Source organism: Neorhizobium galegae bv. orientalis str. HAMBI 540, assembly GCF_000731315.1.
GTDB classification, from domain to species: domain Bacteria; phylum Pseudomonadota; class Alphaproteobacteria; order Rhizobiales; family Rhizobiaceae; genus Neorhizobium; species Neorhizobium galegae.
Window position 1 is genome coordinate 1,029,821 of the sequence record NZ_HG938353.1, and the last position, 18,704, is coordinate 1,048,524.

The 18,704-nt window shown below is 61.8% G+C and carries 20 protein-coding genes; 9 read left to right on the top strand and 11 right to left on the bottom strand.

Features of this window, described 5'->3' with window-relative positions; genetic code table 11:
- Positions 1–141 precede the first annotated feature (141 nt).
- Positions 142–1,029, top strand: coding sequence for a hypothetical protein (locus RG540_RS05270; protein WP_157884583.1), 888 nt, complete (start codon positions 142–144; stop codon positions 1,027–1,029).
- A 70-nt stretch (positions 1,030–1,099) separates the two neighbouring features.
- Here RG540_RS05270 and RG540_RS05275 read toward each other — a convergent pair whose 3' ends face one another.
- Positions 1,100–1,813, bottom strand: coding sequence for a Crp/Fnr family transcriptional regulator (locus tag RG540_RS05275; protein ID WP_080724886.1), 714 nt, complete (start codon positions 1,811–1,813; stop codon positions 1,100–1,102).
- 219 nt (positions 1,814–2,032) lie between these two features.
- On the opposite strand from RG540_RS05275, the gene RG540_RS05280 reads away from it, so the two are divergent.
- Positions 2,033–2,752: a hypothetical protein gene (locus tag RG540_RS05280; RefSeq protein ID WP_038585412.1), complete on the top strand. Its 720-nt coding sequence runs from the start codon at positions 2,033–2,035 to the stop codon at positions 2,750–2,752.
- Between the two features lie 122 nt (positions 2,753–2,874).
- On the opposite strand, the gene RG540_RS05285 is transcribed toward RG540_RS05280, so the two are convergent.
- The gene (locus RG540_RS05285; RefSeq protein WP_046600180.1) at positions 2,875–3,909 is read right to left on the bottom strand and encodes a GGDEF domain-containing protein; all 1,035 of its coding nucleotides are present in this window, start codon (positions 3,907–3,909) and stop codon (positions 2,875–2,877) included.
- 206 nt (positions 3,910–4,115) lie between these two features.
- Between RG540_RS05285 and RG540_RS05290 the strand changes: the two genes are divergently transcribed.
- Together RG540_RS05290 and ndk are read left to right on the top strand one after the other, a co-directional pair.
- Positions 4,116–4,805, top strand: coding sequence for a glutathione S-transferase family protein (locus tag RG540_RS05290; protein WP_038585415.1), 690 nt, complete (start codon positions 4,116–4,118; stop codon positions 4,803–4,805).
- Positions 4,806–4,902: 97 nt separating this feature from the next.
- Complete coding sequence (gene ndk, locus RG540_RS05295) at positions 4,903–5,325, top strand: nucleoside-diphosphate kinase (protein ID WP_007769585.1); 423 nt, start codon at positions 4,903–4,905, stop codon at positions 5,323–5,325.
- A gap of 111 nt (positions 5,326–5,436) precedes the next feature.
- Here the strand turns inward: ndk and RG540_RS05300 are convergent, their stop codons facing one another.
- Positions 5,437–5,937 carry a hypothetical protein gene (locus RG540_RS05300; RefSeq protein WP_038585418.1) on the bottom strand — a complete coding sequence of 167 codons (501 nt, stop codon included), beginning with the start codon at positions 5,935–5,937 and terminating at the stop codon, positions 5,437–5,439.
- Positions 5,934–6,482, bottom strand: a complete 549-nt coding sequence (locus RG540_RS05305; protein ID WP_038585421.1) for a CGNR zinc finger domain-containing protein — start codon at positions 6,480–6,482, stop codon at positions 5,934–5,936. Before RG540_RS05305 ends, RG540_RS05300 begins: the two co-directional genes overlap by 4 nt.
- A gap of 63 nt (positions 6,483–6,545) precedes the next feature.
- Here RG540_RS05305 and RG540_RS05310 point away from each other — a divergent pair, with 63 nt between their 5' ends.
- Positions 6,546–7,442 carry a branched-chain amino acid ABC transporter permease gene (locus tag RG540_RS05310; protein WP_038585424.1) on the top strand — a complete coding sequence of 299 codons (897 nt, stop codon included), beginning with the start codon at positions 6,546–6,548 and terminating at the stop codon, positions 7,440–7,442.
- Position 7,443: 1 nt separating this feature from the next.
- Here the strand turns inward: RG540_RS05310 and RG540_RS05315 are convergent, their stop codons facing one another.
- The 4 genes from RG540_RS05315 to uvrC all read right to left on the bottom strand — a co-directional run bounded on the left by RG540_RS05315 (position 7,444) and on the right by uvrC (position 10,951).
- Positions 7,444–7,902, bottom strand: coding sequence for a molybdenum cofactor biosynthesis protein MoaE (locus RG540_RS05315; protein ID WP_038585427.1), 459 nt, complete (start codon positions 7,900–7,902; stop codon positions 7,444–7,446).
- A 70-nt stretch (positions 7,903–7,972) separates the two neighbouring features.
- A complete protein-coding gene (moaD, locus tag RG540_RS05320; RefSeq protein ID WP_038585430.1) occupies positions 7,973–8,230 on the bottom strand; it encodes a molybdopterin converting factor subunit 1 in 258 nt (85 codons plus the stop codon).
- Positions 8,227–8,814 (bottom strand): CDP-diacylglycerol--glycerol-3-phosphate 3-phosphatidyltransferase, encoded by a 588-nt coding sequence (gene pgsA / locus RG540_RS05325; RefSeq protein ID WP_038585434.1) that lies wholly within the window; start codon positions 8,812–8,814, stop codon positions 8,227–8,229. The genes moaD and pgsA overlap by 4 nt, the downstream gene beginning before the upstream one ends.
- 97 nt (positions 8,815–8,911) lie before the next feature.
- The gene (uvrC, locus tag RG540_RS05330; protein ID WP_038585437.1) at positions 8,912–10,951 is read right to left on the bottom strand and encodes an excinuclease ABC subunit UvrC; all 2,040 of its coding nucleotides are present in this window, start codon (positions 10,949–10,951) and stop codon (positions 8,912–8,914) included.
- A gap of 670 nt (positions 10,952–11,621) precedes the next feature.
- Between uvrC and RG540_RS05335 the strand changes: the two genes are divergently transcribed.
- Positions 11,622–12,257: an outer membrane protein gene (locus RG540_RS05335; protein ID WP_038585440.1), complete on the top strand. Its 636-nt coding sequence runs from the start codon at positions 11,622–11,624 to the stop codon at positions 12,255–12,257.
- Between the two features lie 59 nt (positions 12,258–12,316).
- Here the strand turns inward: RG540_RS05335 and RG540_RS05340 are convergent, their stop codons facing one another.
- From RG540_RS05340 to RG540_RS05350, 3 genes are read right to left on the bottom strand one after another with little or no spacing between them, the layout of a single operon-like run.
- Positions 12,317–12,913 carry a glutathione S-transferase gene (locus RG540_RS05340; protein WP_038593100.1) on the bottom strand — a complete coding sequence of 199 codons (597 nt, stop codon included), beginning with the start codon at positions 12,911–12,913 and terminating at the stop codon, positions 12,317–12,319.
- A gap of 23 nt (positions 12,914–12,936) precedes the next feature.
- Positions 12,937–13,602 carry a ribonuclease T2 family protein gene (locus tag RG540_RS05345; protein ID WP_038593103.1) on the bottom strand — a complete coding sequence of 222 codons (666 nt, stop codon included), beginning with the start codon at positions 13,600–13,602 and terminating at the stop codon, positions 12,937–12,939.
- Between the two features lie 50 nt (positions 13,603–13,652).
- The gene (locus RG540_RS05350; protein WP_038585442.1) at positions 13,653–14,531 is read right to left on the bottom strand and encodes a 23S rRNA (adenine(2030)-N(6))-methyltransferase RlmJ; all 879 of its coding nucleotides are present in this window, start codon (positions 14,529–14,531) and stop codon (positions 13,653–13,655) included.
- A gap of 83 nt (positions 14,532–14,614) precedes the next feature.
- Between RG540_RS05350 and RG540_RS05355 the strand changes: the two genes are divergently transcribed.
- The 3 genes from RG540_RS05355 (at position 14,615) to RG540_RS05365 (ending at position 18,704) form a co-directional block, all read left to right on the top strand.
- The gene (locus RG540_RS05355) at positions 14,615–16,768 is read left to right on the top strand and encodes a molybdopterin-containing oxidoreductase family protein (RefSeq protein ID WP_038585445.1); all 2,154 of its coding nucleotides are present in this window, start codon (positions 14,615–14,617) and stop codon (positions 16,766–16,768) included.
- The gene (locus RG540_RS05360; protein ID WP_038585448.1) at positions 16,765–17,358 is read left to right on the top strand and encodes an NUDIX domain-containing protein; all 594 of its coding nucleotides are present in this window, start codon (positions 16,765–16,767) and stop codon (positions 17,356–17,358) included. Before RG540_RS05355 ends, RG540_RS05360 begins: the two co-directional genes overlap by 4 nt.
- Before the next feature lie 176 nt (positions 17,359–17,534).
- Positions 17,535–18,704 (top strand): alpha-D-ribose 1-methylphosphonate 5-triphosphate diphosphatase, encoded by a 1,170-nt coding sequence (locus RG540_RS05365; RefSeq protein ID WP_038585451.1) that lies wholly within the window; start codon positions 17,535–17,537, stop codon positions 18,702–18,704.

An 18,704-nucleotide genomic window follows, 5' to 3' on the forward strand; every position in this document is an offset into this window, starting at 1 on the left:
TGTTGGCAAGGGCACCGATGGGCCGGTATTTCGCTGTGCCGAGGGAAACAGAAGAAGATTGCACGCTCTGGTAGATGATTGAGGCGGCGCCGCCGTGGGCCGCGATGGTGCGACCGAACTTCGATCGGGAGAGCGAATGTCATGAGAGTAACAAGATTGACGTGGTCGATACTGCTGTCGGCATCCGCACTGATGACGCCGCTCAGCGCCGGGGCGGTGGAGTTTACCTGCTGGAGCCCTGACGGCGTGGCCTCGGCAAACGCTGCCGCGGATTACTGGACTGCGGAACGGATTGCCGCGGCAATCCCTGACGGCGAGACGATCCGGACGTTGCCCACAGACGGGTTTTCAAAGGGCCGCGAAGATATCCTCCCATCCGATGCGGAGCGGGCGCCGATCGGTGACGCGCCCTACAAGTTCGGGGGGCAGCTGCTCTATACACGGGGCGGGCATGATTATACCGCTAGTGCCCAATTTGTCGCGGATGCGAATATCGTCATCGGCGCCGCCCATAGTCTCTGGAAGGGCGACATGGCGGCGAGCAACATCCGCTTCTATCAGGGATATTCCAACGGCGGCGGGACGCTCTACCGCATGGACAAGGCGGCGGTGCTGTTGCGCTGGACCGAGGTCGCGGACAACAATCCGAGCCTCGCGCGATCACAGTTCGATTATTCGGTGATGCGCACCACTGTGGCATCCGCAGTCGGTAAATATGAACTCGGCATCGATGGAGCTCATGTCGATGATAACGTGACGATCACCGGTTACCCGGCGAGATTGGACGGCGGCGAATATATGTACCGGGAAATCGCCCGTATCGTGGTACAGGCCGGCACCGCCTATGACGCTCGCCCACATCCCATGTATGGCGGTGGCGCAAGCGGCGGGGCGTGGTTCGTGACCGCCAACAACGTCCATAAGGCGGTCAGCGTTGTCTCCAGCGGCGCGCTCGACGGCGTCTACGGGCCGAGTTTCACCCAGGATACCGCTGATCTGATTGCGATCGTCAAGAACGGTTGCCCATGAATGGCAGCATACGGGCCGGCGGCATCGCGCATCGCCGCATCGACTTGACGCTCGCCGGCATCCGCGTCGTTCAGGCCGCCGGGTCTGAATGGCGCGAGATGATCTGCAGCGATCTCTTGTTGAAAATGACGATGCGGTGCTGCCGCACGCCGATCAGCCGCTCGCTCTTCCAGGCCTGGAGCTGCGCATTGATGCGTGGCCGGCTGGCATTGATGAGCTGGCCCATGCGGCTCTGGGATATCGGTTTTTCGATGAGGATTCCGTCGCTGGTCGACCGTCCGTGCGAGGCGCCGAGATTGAGCAGGAGACGCGCAAGGCGAGTCTCCAGCGGGTAAAGCGCCATCCCTTCTGCGAACATGATGGTGCGGTGGAGCTTTCGGGCGATCGTCCGCATCAGGTATGAAGACACCTGCGGGATCGTGGAGAGTTCGTTGAAGGTCTTCCGGTCGATTTCGAGCAACCGCGTCGTTCCGCAGATCGCCGCGTTCGAGGAATGCCGGTAGTTCAGAGCGAACTCGATCTCGCCGACTGCGTCTCCCGGTTGAAGGTCGGAGAAAATCACCTCATTGCCTTCCTCCGATATAAAATAAAGATAGATGCCTCCAGAGAGTATAATATAAAGTGTATCGCAAGGATCGCCGCTTAAAAAGAGAGTTTGTTGATCGTTGTATGTATTTATATTTACCTTTTTTGCAAACATGGAAATAACGGCGTCATCTGCGGCGCTGAATAATTCCATTTTCCTTATCTCGTTGAAAATTGCGGGATTCTTCATCGTTTTCATCTGCTCGTGACCACCCTGAAATCGGAAACATGGCTGCCGTCTGTAGGGTTGATATTTAGCAAAAATGCAAATCAGGGTTGTTACCTGTGTGACATATTTTCAGATTTAAATATCCTAGGTTGTGTTGGTGCAAATGATGCTCCGCGGAAGCCGGTGCCGGAAGCACAGACGCCGTCACCGCGTGGTGTGGTCGCGGCAACCAGAAAGAGGAGAGGTATTATGACCATTTATATGGGCGAGAACGCGATCAAGACCTTCAAAGGACAGGCGGCAGGCCAGCCCTACAGCCTCACGGTTCTCAACGAGAATGCGAAATGGCAGCAGTTCGCCCTGTTCCAGACGATTCCTCAGGTCATCGGACCGTCGGTCGACCCGCTGTCGCTGGCCTGGATGGTCGGCGGCGCCGCTTCTGGCAGCCCCGATCAGCCGAGCACGTCGTCCTTCAACTGGACGATCGACTATTCCGTGACGGTTGGCTACATCCAGCAGCAGGGCTCGCCCGGCTCGCCGCGTTCCTTCCAGACGGCGAGCTCGGTCGGCGTCATGATCGACAGCCAGAACCAGGTGCCGGTGACCTATCAGGGGCCATTTCCCTATGGCGCCCCCGGTTTTCCGGAGGGGCCGTCCAACTCTACGAAAGGCCTCATCCTCGCCAAGGCCGACGCCACCATCCCGACCGTGCTGGTGCAGGCCAGCAAGAGCGTCTATCTGAATGTCGGCATCGCCATGGCCGGCAAGCCGACGATCGCCGTCCAGCTCGAGCCCGGCCTCTTGTACCAATTCACGCCGAAGCCGAAATATTACATTCTCGCCGGCTCTTTCGTCCAAGGACAGGTGATCGACACCGCCACGTCTTCGGCGGCCTTCGAGGTGAGCTTTGCCGGTGTCACCGACGTCTCCGTTCGGTTCACGCAGCAGAACCAGTTCGTGACGGCATAATTCCGCGGCCCCGCCTGGGGTAAGAGGGCCGGCTGTCGGAGGTTACCCCAACCGGCAACCGTTCGCCAAAATGGAAGGCCGCGGGCAACCGCGGCCTTCTGGTTCGACAACCCTATGCGCCCTTAGGACGTCCGTTTCTGCCCGCCGCCGTGAACCGCGACGATCAGGCGCGGATTGGCCTTGGCGGTTTCAAGCGCCGTGCCGGCCTGCAGGCGGAGTTCCTGTGGGGAGAAGGCGTCTGCGGTGAGTGCTGCGCCGACCGACAGGCCGATGCCGCTTGTGCCGTCGGAGGCGGCAAAGACGAGATTGTCGGTGATCGAGGCGATCAGCCGTTCGGCGATCGGCTGCACGCTGTCGCGGCCGACGTCGCGAAAGACGAAGGCGAAATCGCCCTTGCCGATGCGCGCCAGGAAATCGTTCTTCTTGATCGCCTTGCGGAAGATCGAGGCGGCCTTCTTGACGATCCGGTTGACGGCGGGATCGCCGTAGGTACGGGCGAAATGCGGCAGGTCGGTAATCGTCACCATGAAGAGGGCGGTATCGCGGCTGTCGGCATCGACACCGTAGAGTGCCTCCAGCCGTTCGGCAAGCGCCGCATGATTCGGCAGCGAGGTCAGCCGGTCGCGCAGGGTCACCGAGCGGGCAACCGACGCTTCGCGTTCGGCCTTGACGAGACGATCGGCACCGGAGCGAAGAATGGCTTCCAGTTCGGTTTCGGCGACCACGGCGTCGGAGAGCGAGACACTCAGATATTCGATTTCGGCCAGAATATCCTCAGGTCCCGCGGTGCTGTCCTGACGCAGGCTGCGGGCTACAGTTTCCAGCACCCGGCTGAAACCCTTTTTCTGGGCAACGCCGCTTGCCATCTTGTCCCGAAGTTCCAGCAGCAGCTTTATTTCCTGATCGCGCCCCCTGACAGGCATGAGCGCCACGAAGGCCGGGAGCTGATGACGCAGCCCCATCTCGTCGAGCACCGTCTGCGAAGGACCGGCAGTGAGCGCCAGCACTTCGCGCGAAAGGGCGGGGTCGCCGCCCAGCAGCGCCTCGTGGAAGAGCTCGTAATTGCGCGGCAGGCCGCTCACGTCCAGCTTCGCCATCAGTTGGACGACAGCCTGCAGGCTGCGATCCTGTACCGTTCTGCTCGCTTCGGCCGCCATCTCTCGTCCCCACAGTTGTTCGATAGTGCAACAAGCCATGCGGGACCGGTTTTAACATTTGCTAAAAAGGGCCGGATCGTCGGGAGTTACGGTTAAGGGACCGTCGAAACGGTCGATCGAATGCGATCCATGAAATTTCCTGATTGGATTCAAAAAGCAATTTGCTTTCAATATCGCCAGCCGAATGTCCAGATCAGGAGCCTGCCGTGACCCGTATTCTCTATTCGCTCTGCGGCGCCGACGAGAGCCGCCCGTTTTCGCCGCATTGCTGGAAAGTCGTGCAGGCACTCGCCCACAAGGGCCTCGATTTCATCGAGAAGCCGACGCCGTTTACCGAAATACCCAGCCTCGAAGGCGGGTTTTCGAAGACGGTGCCGATCCTGAGGGACGGCAATGAGCTGATCCGCGACAGTTTCGAGATCGCGCTTTATCTGGAGGAGACCTATCCGGACCGGCCGACGCTGTTCGGCGGCCCGGCCGGTAAGGCGCTTGCCCGTTTCGTCGAGGGTTTTTCCCAGATGGTGGTGCACACGGCGATCACCAAGATCGCGGTCAAGAACATTCATGACATGCTCGGAGAGACCGATCAGGTCTATTTCCGCACCAGCCGCGAGGCCCGGCTCGGCAGGACGCTGGAGGAGATGGAAGCGAGCCGCCAAGCCGAGATCGACGGTTTCGCACCAAAACTGGAGCCGATCCGCCACGCCCTGAAATATCATGACTTCATCGGCGGCGACGGCCCGCTTTTCGTCGACTACATCCTGTTCGGGGCGCTGCAATGGATGCGCGTCACCGCCGGGGCCAAGGTGTTTTCCGACAACGACCCGGTCGGGTTGTGGTTCGAACGCTGCCTCGACCTGCATAATGGCGTCGGGCGCAGTGTGACAGCGGCGTGAAATTGCCCGAACCCCCTTGTTTCCAGTGAAAGGGGCGGGTAAAGACCGCCCACTTTCCCCCTTAATCACGGGGCCACAGGAAACGAAGGATAGAACGATGGCGATTGAACGCACGTTTTCGATGATCAAGCCGGATGCCACCAAGCGCAACCTCACTGGCGCCATCACCAAGGTGTTTGAAGACAATGGCCTGCGCGTCATCGCTTCCAAGCGCGTGTGGATGAGCAAGCGCGAAGCCGAAGGCTTCTACGCCGTTCACAAGGAACGCCCGTTCTTCGGCGAACTGGTCGAAGGCATGACCTCCGGCCCGACCATCGTTCAGGTTCTGGAAGGCGAAAACGCCATCCTCAAGAACCGCGAGATCATGGGCGCCACCAACCCGGCCAACGCTGACGAAGGCACCATCCGCAAGACCTTCGCGCTGTCGATCGGCGAGAACTCGGTTCACGGTTCCGACGCTCCGGAAACCGCCGCCCAGGAAATCGCCTACTGGTTCTCCGAAACCGAGATTGTCGGCTGATTTGAAATCTGAGGTCAGGAGCCTCAAGCTTCTGATCGGAATCATCAAAACCGGGGCCCTGGCTCCGGTTTTTTTATGGGCCGGCCTCGTGCAGCAGGCGTGAGCTGCCGTTCATGCCGGGCAGTCGTCGTCCCGCCCGTAGTCCACCGTCCCGTCTGGCTTGAAGACTTCCGGGTTCCGCTCGTAGCCGGCGCCGAGCACCAGCGGCTTGCTGGGAAGCACCGACTGGTCGACGTCCGAGACGAGCTGGGTCTTCAATTCCTGCAATGTCCGGCCGCCCGCATCCACCAGCCTGATATCCACGGAATAAGGCTTGTCCTTGCGCACGCAGCGGACATTGGGGCTCTGCAGGGTAATCTTGTTCCATGCGGGGAAGATCTTTTCGTTGATGACGATCGGATCGCCGCCGGCGGGGTTGTCGAATTTGGCGATCGCCACGGTTCCGTCCGGTATCGGCCCGGTCTTGTTGAGCGTCACGAGATAGGTGGCGCTGGCGACCCGGTAGTTGAACACGAAAATATGCCCGCTCACCTCCACCAGCTTTTCGGTTTCCCGCTGGCATGCGGAAAGGGTAAGCACTACAAGGCTGAAAACCATAAGCCGGCGCATCATGACACGGCCTCCTTCTTCCGGCGATGATAATGGCGGCTGGCTTTGACGCGGTTGCCGCAGACCGCCATGTCGCACCAGGTGCGGCTGCGGTTACGGCTTCGGTCGATGAACAGCCAGCCGCAACTGCCGCAGATCTTCATCCGCGCCAGTTCATCGTCGGCAAGCAGCCGGAGCGCCGAATGGGCGGTCGCCGCCTCCAATGAGTTTCTCTCCGCACGGCGAAGGATAGCCACGGTCGCTTCGAGGAAATCGGCAAGCAATGTCTGTGCGTCGTCGCCCAGCACCCGGGCGCGAAAATAGCGGTCTATCGCTTCGCGCAGCGCGATGAACGGCGCGCGGTTCTCGGCCTGAACGGGCGCGAGATCGCCGAACAGCGCCCGCTCGGCCGAGAATTTTTCGGCCGCTTTCGGAAAGGCATGCATCTGCGGCGGTTCCGCGAACCGGTCGATGCTGCGTTCGGGATCGAAGCGCAGGATGACGCTGTTGGCGACATCCAGCGCCAGCGCGCCACCGGCAAAACGATGCGGGGTCCAGGAGAAACTCATGCGATATTATAACTGGTAAAATGGGATTGACCAGTTATATTCGTTATCGCTATCGGAGTGCCCATGGCCTATCTCTTGCAGCAACTAGCGAACGCGGTTCCGCTGGCGGCGCTCTATGCGACGCTCGCCTTCGGATATGCGATCGCCTTTGCCGTGACGAAACGGGCCGACATCACCTATGGCGCGATCTTCGCCTTTTCCGGCCATCTCTATCTGCTCCTCGCCCATTTCAGCTGGAACCGGCTGTGGCTGGTCCTGCCGGCGGCTCTGGCTTTGGGCGCTGCGGCGGGGATCGCCGGTGGGATCGGGGCAGGGGTGACGATCGGGCAGATTGTCATGCGCCCGCTTGCAAAAATCTCGCCGAATGCAGTGATCGTCGCCTCGCTCGGCGCGCTGATGGTGCTGATGGAGGGTGCCCGTATCGCTGCCGACACCCGCGAGCTCTGGCTGCCGCCCTTCCTCAACGACGCGGTCGTCTTCTGGCATGCAGACGGCTTTCCGGTGACCTTGACGTTGATCCAGCTCGCCAACGTTGCCATCATGCTGGCGGCTATCGGCGCGGGCTATCTGGTGCTGGCGCGCACCCATTGGGGCCGTATGTGGCGGGCAGTCTCGGACGATCCGCTGGCGGCGGAACTGTCCGGCGCCAATTCCGCACGGGTCTTCGTCGTGGCTTATGCGGCAGCGGCGCTCTATGCCTCGATCTGCGGTGTGCTCGCGACCTCCCACTACGGCACGATGGATTTTGGCGCCGGCCTGTTGTTCGGCCTGAAAGTGGTGCTGATCGCTGCGGCCGGTGGCCATTCCAACCCGCTGCGTGCCGCCGCCGGCGCCGCCGTCATCGGCTTTGCCGAGACGCTCTGGAGCGGCTACGGCCCGATCGTCTGGCGCGACCTGGTGATTGTCGCCATGCTGGTCCTGGTTTTGGTGATGAGCCGGCGGGAGCGGGTGGTGCCTTAGATCACCGCCACTTGTCCCGCGCGGTGTCGTCCGCGTCCTTGGCGGCGATCCAGTCGCCTTGGGTGCCGTCGGCGGTATGTTCCTTCTTCCAGAACGGGGCCGAGGTCTTCAAAAAGTCCATGACGAAATTGGCGCCGTCGAAGGCAGCCTGCCGGTGTGGGGCGGCGGCGATGACCAGCACGATGTTTTCGCCGGGCATGATCTTGCCGAAGCGGTGAATGGCGGTGAGGCCGAGCAGCGAAAAGCGCTCGATCGCGAGTTCCCCGATGCGAAACATCTCCGCTTCGGCCATGCCTGGATAGTGTTCGAGTTCGAGTGCCGACAATGCACCCTGTTCGTCGCGACAGAGGCCGGTGAAGGTGACGACGGCACCGACGTTCTTGCGGCCGCCGGTCAATGCTGAGATTTCGGCCTGCAGGTCGAAGTCAGTGGACTGGACGCGAATGGTGGGAGCGGTCATGGGCAACCCCTTCCTCTCCGCGCTGGGGAGAAGTGGGATGTTCTGCAACTGGCGCCGGCCCCAGCCATTATCACCCGCCCGTCATCGGTGGAAAGATGCCGATCTCCCGCGCGCCGGCGATCGGTTCGTCGTGTTCGGCATGTTCCTGGTTGATGGCCACCCGGATGACGTTCGGGAATTGCAGCGCGTTTTCATATTCCTCGCCGAGCGTCGTCAGATGGGCGAGCAAATCACGAACGGTTACGACGCTTGCCGGCAGGTCGAGGTCTTCCTCTTGCCTGCCGATCCGTTCGCGCACCCAGGCGAAATAGACGAGTTTGACGGTCATTCTTCGTCCACCAGATGTTTGACGCCGGCCTTGAAATAGTCATAGCCCGAATAGAAGGTCAGGATCGCGGCGAGCCAGAGAAGCACGATGCCCATCTGGGTCGTGTAGGGCACGATCTTGTCGCCGGCTGGCCCTGCCAGCAGGAAGGCGATCGCCACCATCTGGATCGTCGTCTTCCACTTGGCGATGCGCGTCACCGGCACGGAGACCTTCAGCGCAGCCAGGTATTCGCGCAGGCCCGAGACCAGGATTTCGCGGCAGAGAATGGTGATTGCCGCCCAGAGCGACCAGCCGGCGATCGTCTGGTCGGCGGCGAGCAGCAACAGCACCGCGGCGACCAGCAGCTTGTCGGCGATCGGGTCGAGCATGCGGCCGATATTCGACGTCTGGTTCCAGATGCGGGCGAGATACCCGTCGAGATAGTCGGTGATCGAGGCGACGGCGAACAGAACCAGCGCCGTCCAGCGCGCCACATCGGAGCTTTCAAGCTGTCCTTCGATGAAGAAGCAGCCCACGATGATCGGCACGGCCACGATGCGCGCGTAGGTCAGAAGATTGGGGATATTGTATGCGCGCGACGCCATGGGGAGCCTTCCGGATGTTTGCTCCTAGTTGATGTGTTGAGGCCAAGGCGTCAACAGGGTTTCGCGGCTTTTTTGCAGCCGATGGCGTCATGCCGATTTAGCCAGCCCGGTTCTCGTGGAAATGGTTGTAGATCTGTTTGGCGACAGCCTCGGAAATGCCCTCGACTGCCATGAGGTCGGTCAGGCCGGCGCGCGACACCGCCTTCGCCGTGCCGAAGTGCTGCAGGAGCTTGCGCTTGCGGCCGGGTCCGATCCCTGAAATCTCGTCGAGCGGGTTCTTGACCATCTCCTTCTTGCGCCTTGCCCGGTGCGAGCCGATCGCAAAACGATGCGCCTCGTCACGCATGCGCTGGATGAAGTAGAGGACCGGATCGCGCGGCGGCAGCGAGAAATCGGATCGGCCGTCGGCGAAGAACCGTTCGCGGCCGGCATCCCGGTCGACGCCCTTGGCGACGCCGATCGCGGTCACCACGTCGCGAATGCCGAGTTCGTCGAGAATGGCACGTACCGCGCTCATCTGCCCCTGGCCGCCGTCGATCAGGATCACGTCCGGCCAGGCGGGGAAGGCGGCATCGGCCGCATCCTCGGCGCTGGCGCCGGCAACGGCGGTGCGGTCCGGAATGCCCTCTTCCTTGAGGAGGCGCGAGAAGCGGCGGGTCATCACTTCCCGCATCATGCCGAAGTCGTCGCCGGGAGTGATGTCGGTCGATTTGATGTTGAACTTCCGGTACTGGCTCTTCACGAAGCCTTCCGGCCCCGCCACGACCATGCCGCCGACAGCATTGGTGCCCATGATGTGCGAGTTGTCGTAGATCTCGATCCGGCGCGGCACGAAGGATAGGCCGAAGGTCTCGGCCAGGCCCTGCAGCAGGCGCGCCTGCGACGAGGTCTCGGCAAGCCGGCGGCCATGCGCCTCGCGGGCATTGGCCAGCACGTGGTCGGTCAGGTCCTTCTTCTCGCCACGTTGGGGCACGGAGATCGTCACCTTGTGGCCGGCCCTTTCGCAGAAGGCGAGCGCCAGCAGGTCCTGTTCCTCGACGGTTTCCGACAGCAGGATCTGTTTCGGCACCGGCTTGTCGTCATAGAACTGCGCGAGGAAGGCGTTGAGCACTTCCGCACCGGAGAGCTGCGGATCGGCCTTCGGGAAATAGGCGCGGTTGCCCCAGTTCTGGCCGGTCCTGAAGAAGAACACCTGGATGCAGGACATGCCGCCCTCGTTGTAGATGGCAAAGACATCCGCCTCCTCGACGCCGGCCGGGTTGATGCCCTGGTGGCTCTGGACGTGACTGAGCGCCGCCAGCCGGTCGCGATAGATCGCGGCGCGCTCGAAATCCAGGTCCTCGGAGGCTTCCGCCATCTGGCGGGCGATCGCCGACTTGACGTTCTGGCTCTTGCCGGAAAGGAAATCCTTGGCTTCGCCCACCAGCGCCGCATACCCCTCGTCGCTGATCTCGCGGGTGCAGGGGCCTGAACAGCGCTTGATCTGGAACAGCAGGCACGGACGGGTGCGGGTCTCGAAGACGCTATCGGTGCAGGTACGCAGCAGGAAGGCGCGCTGCAGCGAATTGATGGTGCGGCCGACGGCGGCCGCCGACGCGAAGGGGCCGAAATAATCGCCTTTGCGCGCCCGCGCACCGCGATGCTTGAAGATCGCCGGTGCCCGGTGGTCGCCGGTGATCATGATATAGGGGAAGGATTTGTCGTCGCGCAGAAGAACATTGAAGCGCGGCCGCAGGCGCTTGATGAGATTGGCCTCGAGCAGCAGCGCCTCGGTCTCCGTCCGCGTCGTGACGAATTCCATATGGGTGGTTTCGCGCACCATCTTGGCGATGCGGTTGGAATGGACGCGGCCCTGCGCATAGTTGCCGACGCGCTTCTTGAGGCTGCGCGCCTTGCCGACGTAAAGCACGTCCTGCGCATCGTTGAACATCCGGTAGACGCCCGGCGCGTTCGGCAGGTGCTTGACGAATTCGGCGATCAGGTCGGCGCCCTTCAGGCCGCTGTCGTTCTTCCAGCCTTCGTTCCAGTCAATCGACGCAGCAGGACCCTGGGCCGGCTCGGCCACCAGCACATCGTCGTCTTCTTCTTCCGTCTCGTCGTAGAGAACGCCGCCGTCGGGCAGCTTCGTTCCGTTCATTCCTAGTCTCCGCCGGATGTCGGCATCCGGCCATCACCGATTCGAACCATGCGTCCATGACATGTGCCGACGACGGCAGCTTGTCAAAATATTGCGCTGAAGCGGCCCGATTCCCTGCACAAAGGCCGCTGCCGGAGAAATAGTGTCTCGGGGCAGATTTTGAAAGCGCTGGCAAAAATTCCGCCCATGCTCTTGACGAAGGCCGGAATGGCCGTTCCCGCGGTGGAATATTTAAGGCAGAAATCTGGCGGTCGGCGTCGGCCGCCCGCATGCGGAGAGGCGAAATACGTCCGTGTTTCTGATCAATTTTTTGTTTCTACAAGCGGTCGATCCGGTTTTGCTGCGAATACAAGTCGAACTTGGCGAGTGGCGCCCGCGCCGGTTGGCGCTGGCAGGTGTATTGACTGAGTTGTGCTTTGGATTTAAGAAGTAATTTATAAATGTAAAAATTTTTATATTTAAAGTAAGCATTGCTTAAGGTTAATCAAACGTGTGTTGCGATACAGCAACATCAAAGTTTGGCCTTCTGTGTGCCACAATCAATTCACATTTCGGCTCTTTCTATTCCTCAATTGACCTCCACATTCCGTTTCAGCGAGCAGGGAACAAATGTGTCGCCAACCATGTTGTCGCGGCGAATTCCCGGCGCAGCAGTAAAAGGAGAAAATGTATGCGTACTCTCATCGCAACTCTGATGGCCTCGGCAGTCAGCTTCATCGCCATCTCTGCGGCCAATGCCGCTGATGCCGTCGAACAAATTCCGCAGGCCCCGGTTGCAACCGAAGAGCCGGCCCCGGCTGCCAGCTGGCAGGGTTTCTATCTCGGTGGTTATGGTCAGTATGACTGGGGTCGCTTCGGTAGCGGCGACCGCGACGGCCAGTTCGGCGGCGGTGCTTATACGGGCTATAACTTCCAGAGCGGCTCGATCGTTTACGGTGTCGAAGCAGACGTCGGTTACAACGGCACGAAGAGCACCACGGACGATGGCTTTGAAGGCAAGGCTGGCTGGAACGGCTCGGTTCGCGGCCGCGTCGGCTACGACCTCAACCCCTTCCTGATCTACGGTACGGCCGGTGTCGCCCTGCAGGACAACGAACTGCGCGACGCGACCTCGTCCGACAACAAGACCGGTGTGGGTTACACGGTCGGTGCCGGTGCCGAAGCTTTCGTCACCAACAACATCACCGCTCGTGTCGAATACCGCTACACCGATTACGGTTCGGACAGCTACTCGCTCGATTCCGGTTCGGTCTCGAAGGGCTTCGACGACCACAGCGTCAAGGTCGGTATCGGCGTGAAGTTCTAAGTTCGATAGCCTTAACAGGCTGGGGAAAGCCCGGGCTTCGGTCCGGGCTTTTTTTTGTTTCAGGCTGCCGATTTCATGGCGGTGTAGGAGGCGAAGCGCTTGGCAAAGATATCCGGCCAGGAGGCGAGTTCCGGCCGGCCCGCGGCCCATTGGCCGTTGAAGCGCAGATCGAGGTAACCGATCAACGCGGCGAGCGCAAAATGGCCGCCATGCAGTTTCTTGCCGGTTTTCGGCAGGTTATTTTCCAGGTGATCGAGCCCGCGCACCACCTTGGCCCACTGTTTGTCGATCCACGGCTGGTGGACCTTGTCCTCGTCGCGCGAGCGACGCTCGTAGACGATCGCCAGCAGGCAATCCATCATGCCGTCGCAAAGCGCTTCCAGCACTTCCGCCTCGGTGCGCTTTGCGTCCTTCTTCGGATAGAGCTTGCCGCCCGACTGGCGATCGAGCCAATGCATGATCGCGATGCTGTCGTAGATCGGCGGTTCGCCATCACGGATCAGGACCGGGATCTTGCCGAGGGGGTTGTTGCTCACGAGCTCCGGCGGGGCCGCGTTGGTGTCGGTCTTCACTTCAGTGATCTCGATGCCGAGATGGCGCGCCGCCATGCGCACCTTGGCCGAATAGGGCGAGGCCGGGGAATACAGCAGCTTCATGGTCTTGTCCTTCTCGATAAATGTCATCTTGCGGGCGGCAGGGTGATCTGGCTGATCCGGCAGCCGTCACGATCGACTTCGGCGCAATCGCGGAATTGCAGGTCCTTGCTGAGGCAGATGCGCACTTCCTCCAGCTGCCGGCCCTCGCAACTCGTCGAAATGCCGCGCCGGCTCATGCCCGGATTGGCAGCGAGGAACTTTTCCTCGATCTGGTCGGCCGACAGCGTCACGGCCGAGTCGCCGCGGGACAGGTCGGCGGGCAGTTTGACCCGCGAGAAGGCCTCGCGCAGCTTGCCGAAATAATCACGCTGGCTGAGCCCGGTGCAGCTTCCGTGCTTGCGCCACTGATGGCCGATCAGCCCCATCGACGGCATGATGTCGAAGAGTGGCTGGCCGAGCGATTGCGGCACGCGGCCCGGTTCCTTCGTTTCGCAGAAGTCCGGATAGCCTTTTTCGTATTGCGGCCACAGCCCGTGGACGATGAAACGGAAATCCTTGTCCGTGCTGCATTGCTGGTCGTTCTTGCCGCCACTCTGCGAAGCACAGAAGGTCGGCGACCAGGAAAGCGACAGGACGTAGAAATCGAACTGCCCTGCGTGATCCTGCCGATTGTCCGATCGGCGCTCCTGGGCGGAGGCAGTGGATGCGAAAAGCGCGAGAAAAAGGAAAGCGATAAATCGGTTGGTCATCGGCCGGCCCCCTGCAATGCGCGGCACCATGGGCGGGAAGCCTCGCCCGGTCAAGACTCCGAATCGAGGTCGCTGTCGACGGTCTCGCCGGTCAGCCAGAAGGCGCGCTGCGAGGCGAACCGGTCCTGCGCCAGGATGGTTTTCAAGGTCGGCAGAAGCGCGTGCAACTCGTCCTTCAGCGTGAAGGGCGGGTTGACGATGATGAGGCCGGAGCCGGACAGCCCGGTCGTCTCGCGGTCGCTCTGGACGGTCAATTCGGCGCATAGCATTTTCGGGATTTCCAGCGCCTTCAGCTCGTCGTGGAAGGCCCTGAGGGGCGCGCCCTTCTTGATCGGATACCAGAGGCAGAAGGTGCCGCCCTGAAAGCGGCGCCAGCCGGTCGACAGGCCTTTCACCAGCCGCCTGTATTCGCCGTCCTCCTCGAAAGGCGGATCGACGAGCACGATACCGCGCTTTTCCTTCGGCGGCAGATGGGCGCCCAGCGCCAGCCAGCCGTCGAGTTCGGTGGCGCGCACCTGGAAATCGCCCTCGAACAGGTTGTGCAGGCGATTGAAGTCTTCCGGATGCAGTTCCATCGCCGACAACCGGTCCTGCGGGCGGAACAGCATGCGGGCAAGTTTCGGCGAGCCGGGATAAAGTTTCAGCGCGCCGGTCGGGTTCAATTCCCTGACTGCGGTCAAATAAGGCTCCAGCAGGTCTGCGACCTTTGCCGGCAGTTCCGCTTCCATTAGCCGGCCGATGCCGTCGCGCCATTCGCCGGTCTTCTGCGCCTCGTCCGAGGAAAGGTCGTAAAGCCCGATGCCGGCATGGGTATCCAGCATGCGAAACGCCTTGTCCTTGTTCTGGGCATAGCGGATCAGCCGCGCCAGGATCGCGTGTTTGAGGACATCGGCAAAATTGCCCGCGTGATAGATGTGCCGGTAGTTCATCGTTGCTGGTGTCTCGCTTGAATTAAATTGATGCGCTGCAAATCACGCTTTTTGCGGACGTCAGCTTGCAATATAGAAAAGCCATGAACGTTGCGACCCCGATTACCGCGAAAACCCCAATCGCCCCAGAAAAGTCCGGCCACAATTCCGTCGGACACACCGTCTGTCCGCACGACTGTCCGTCGGCCTGCGCACTGGACATAGATCTCACAGCCGACGGCCGTATCGGCCGCGTGCGCGGCGCGGCCGACAATACCTATACGGCCGGCGTTATCTGCGCCAAGGTCGCCCGATACTCAGAGCGGCTCTACCACCCCGGTCGGCTGATGCACCCGAAGCGCCGCTTGGGCGCCAAGGGCGAGGGGAACTGGCAGGAGGTTTCGTGGGAGGCCGCACTCGACGAGATCGCTGACGCTTTCGTCAAGGCCGAGGCGAAACACGGGTCGGAGGCGATCTGGCCCTATTTCTATGCCGGCACGATGGGCCAGGTGCAGCGCGATTCGATCGAGCGGCTGCGGCATGCGAAAAAATACTCCGGCTTCTTCGGCACGATCTGCACCAACATGGCTTGGACCGGTTATGTGATGGGCACCGGCGCTCTGCGCGGTCCCGATCCGCGCGAGATGGCGAAGTCCGATTGCGTGGTGATCTGGGGCACCAATGCCGTCTCCACCCAGGTCAATGTCATGACCCACGCGGTGAAGGCCCGCAAGGAACGCGGCGCCAGGATTGTCGTCATCGATATCTACGACAATCCGACGATGAAACAGGCGGACATGGCGTTGACCGTGCGCCCCGGAACCGATGCAGCACTCGCCTGCGCCGTCATGCACATCGCCTTTCGCGACGGATATGCCGACCGCGCCTACATGGCCCAATATGCCGACGACCCGGCCGGCCTCGAAGCGCATCTGAAGGCGAAGACGCCGGAATGGGCCTCCGCCATCACCGGCCTGTCGGTGGAAGAGATCGAGACCTTCGCCCGCCTCGTCGGCACGACCCAAAAGACCTTCTTCCGGCTCGGTTACGGGTTTGCCCGCCAGCGCAACGGCACGGTCGCCATGCATGCGGCGCTGTCGATCGCGACCGTGCTGGGCTGCTGGCAATACGAGGGTGGCGGCGCCTTCCACAACAACGGCGAAATTTTCCGACTCAACAAGTCCGAACTGATGGGCACGGCCTATGCCGATCCGGATATCCGCCAGCTCGACCAGTCGCAGATCGGCCGGGTGCTGACCGGCGATGCCGAGGCGCTGCGTGACCGTGGGCCGGTGACGGCCATGCTGATCCAGAACACCAATCCGATGAACGTTGCGCCGGAACAGCGCCTCGTCCGCCAGGGCTTCTTGCGCGACGACTTGTTCGTCGCGGTGCACGAGCAGTTCATGACCGATACGGCCGAAGTCGCCGATATCGTCCTGCCGGCAACGATGTTCGTCGAGCATGACGATCTTTACCGCGCCGGTGGGCAGCAGCATATCCTGCTCGGGCCAAAGCTGGTCGAACCGCCGTCGACAGTGCGCACCAATCTCTTCGTCATCGAGGAACTGGCAAAGCGCCTTGGCGTCGATCATTTCCCCGGTTTCGGCCTCGACGAACGCCAGCATATCGACCGCATTCTGAAGGCCAGCCACTGGGGCGGCTACGAGGATCTGGCGCGCGACAAATGGATCGATGCGCAGCCGGATTTCGAAACCGCCCATTACATCAAGGGGTTCGGTTATCCCGACGGCAAATTCCGCTTCAGGCCGGACTGGGCGAACGGCCCGTCGCCGGACAAGCCGCCGAAAAATGTCGGGCCGCTTGGGCCGATCGCCGAACTGCCGGTCTTCCCCGACCAAGTTGACGTCATCGAGGTGGCGGACGAGGCGCATCCCTTCCGGCTGGCGACATCGCCGGCCCGCAGCTTCCTCAATTCCTCCTTCACCGAGACGAAAAGCTCCTACGAGCGGGAAGGGCGCCCGGAAGTGATGATCGAGCCGACCGATGCGGAGCGCCTCGGCATCGTCGACGGCGATATCGTCCGGCTCGGCAACACCCGCGGCGAAATCCGCCTGCATGCGAAGATCGTTGCCGGCGCAAGGCCGGGCGTGCTGATCGCCGAGGGGCTTTGGCCAAACCGCAAGCATCTCGACGGCGAGGGTATCAACGTGCTGACCGGCGCCGACGCCGTGGCGCCCTATGGCGGCGCGGCCTTCCACGACAACAAGGTATGGCTTCGCAAGGACTTTGCATGACCGGGCAGGATGATCGGGTGAAGCTCGTCAGCGAGAAGATATTGTCGGACGGCTGGACGCGGCTTTCGAGCTACGAGCTTGACTACGCCGATCGCCGCGGCGAGACGCACCGCCTGCATCGCGAAATCTACCATAAGTCCGAGGCCGCCTGCATCCTTCTCTACGACGCCCGGCGCGACATGGTCGTGCTGGTGAAGCAGTTTCGGTTGCCCGCCTACCTCACCGGCAAGCCGGCATGGATGGTCGAGGTGCCGGCCGGGTTGCTCGACGAGGACCACCCGGAAGAGGCGATCCGGCGCGAAGCGATGGAGGAAACCGGCTACCGCCTGCGGGATGTGCGGTTTGTCTTCAAGGCATTCATGTCGCCCGGCGCAATTACCGAACTCGTGCATTTCTTCCACGCGCCGATCGATCTCTCCGACCGGGTGAACGGTGGCGGCGGGCTTGCCGAGGAGCACGAGGATATCGAGGTTCTCGAACTGCCGCTCGACGAGGCCTTCGCGATGATCGCCAACGGCGACATCATCGATGCGAAGACAATCATGATGCTGCAATGGGCGGTGATAAACCGGTCATCGTTCACCGTCTGATGTCCCGGCGGTGCCGCCGCGCAATGCTTGAGGCCCCGATAGACGCGTTCGCCTGTTGTTTCAGACGCCGTGCGAATGTGACTTGACCTTAAGCCGCCCGGATTTCACATGAATGTCACGAATGGCGGCTAAGCGCTGCGTCTTGATAATCATCCTTATATGGTCAGGAGAAAGCCATGTGGCTCGGCAATTTCACCCTCGTTCTGCCGAACGAGGTGGTGAACTCAGGTTCTGTGCGGATTGAAGATGGCGTGATCGCCGAGATTCGCCCCGAACCGGTCGCCGGCGCCGTGATCGACGGCGGCGGGCGACTGCTGATGCCGGGCTTCGTCGATCTGCATGGCGACATGATCGAGCGCGAGATCGCGCCGCGGCCGAACGCCCAGATGCCGATCGATTTCGGCATCCACGAACTGGACAAGAAGCTTGCCGCCGCCGGCGTCACCACGGCCTATGCGGCTGTTTCCTTCGCGACCGAAAGCGTCTACGGCCATGTCCGCTCGCTAGAAACGACCTCGGCCATCATCGAAGGCATCAACCGCCTGCGCGACAACCTGCTGATCGACCACCGCGTCCACGCCCGCTACGAGATCACCAATGTCGGCGCCGCGCCGGCTTTGGAACGGCTGCTAAAGGCCGATGAAATCGACATGGTATCGCTGACCGACCACACGCCGGGCCAGGGCCAGTACAACAACATCGCAGCCTACGTCGCCAGCATCTCGGAACGCCGGGCGATTTCCGAGGAAATGGCCGCCGAGATCGTTCAGAAGCGCATTGCCATGCGCAACGATCCACAGATCGACGTGAAGCTGAAGGAAATCGTTTCGCTCTCCTTGCAACACAGCCTGTCGCTCGCTTCCCATGACGACGACAGCGTGGAAAAGGTGGCCGAGATGTTCGATCTCGGCGTCACGATCAGCGAGTTCCCGGTAACCTTGCCGGCCGCCGAGGAGGCGCGCAGACGTGGACTCTGGACGCTGATGGGCGCGCCGAACGCGCTGCGCGGCCAGTCGATGTCCGGCAATCTGAGCGCGCTTGACGCCGCCAAGGCCGGTCTGCTGACGGTGATTGCCGCCGACTACCATCCGGCCGCTTTCGTGCCGGGCATCTTCAAGCTGGCAGAGGTATCGGCAGGCGGCCTGCCGGCGGCCGTCGCCATGGCGACGGGCAATGCCGCCCGTTCCGCCGGCCTGACGGACCGCGGCGAGATCGCCATCGGCCAGCGCGCCGATCTGGTGGTGGTGGAAAAGGGCGACGTGCACCGCATCCGAGCCACCTTCCGCGCCGGCCGCTTCGTCTATAGCGACGGCACGCTGCACCCGCTCCGGGCGCTGGCGGCCTGA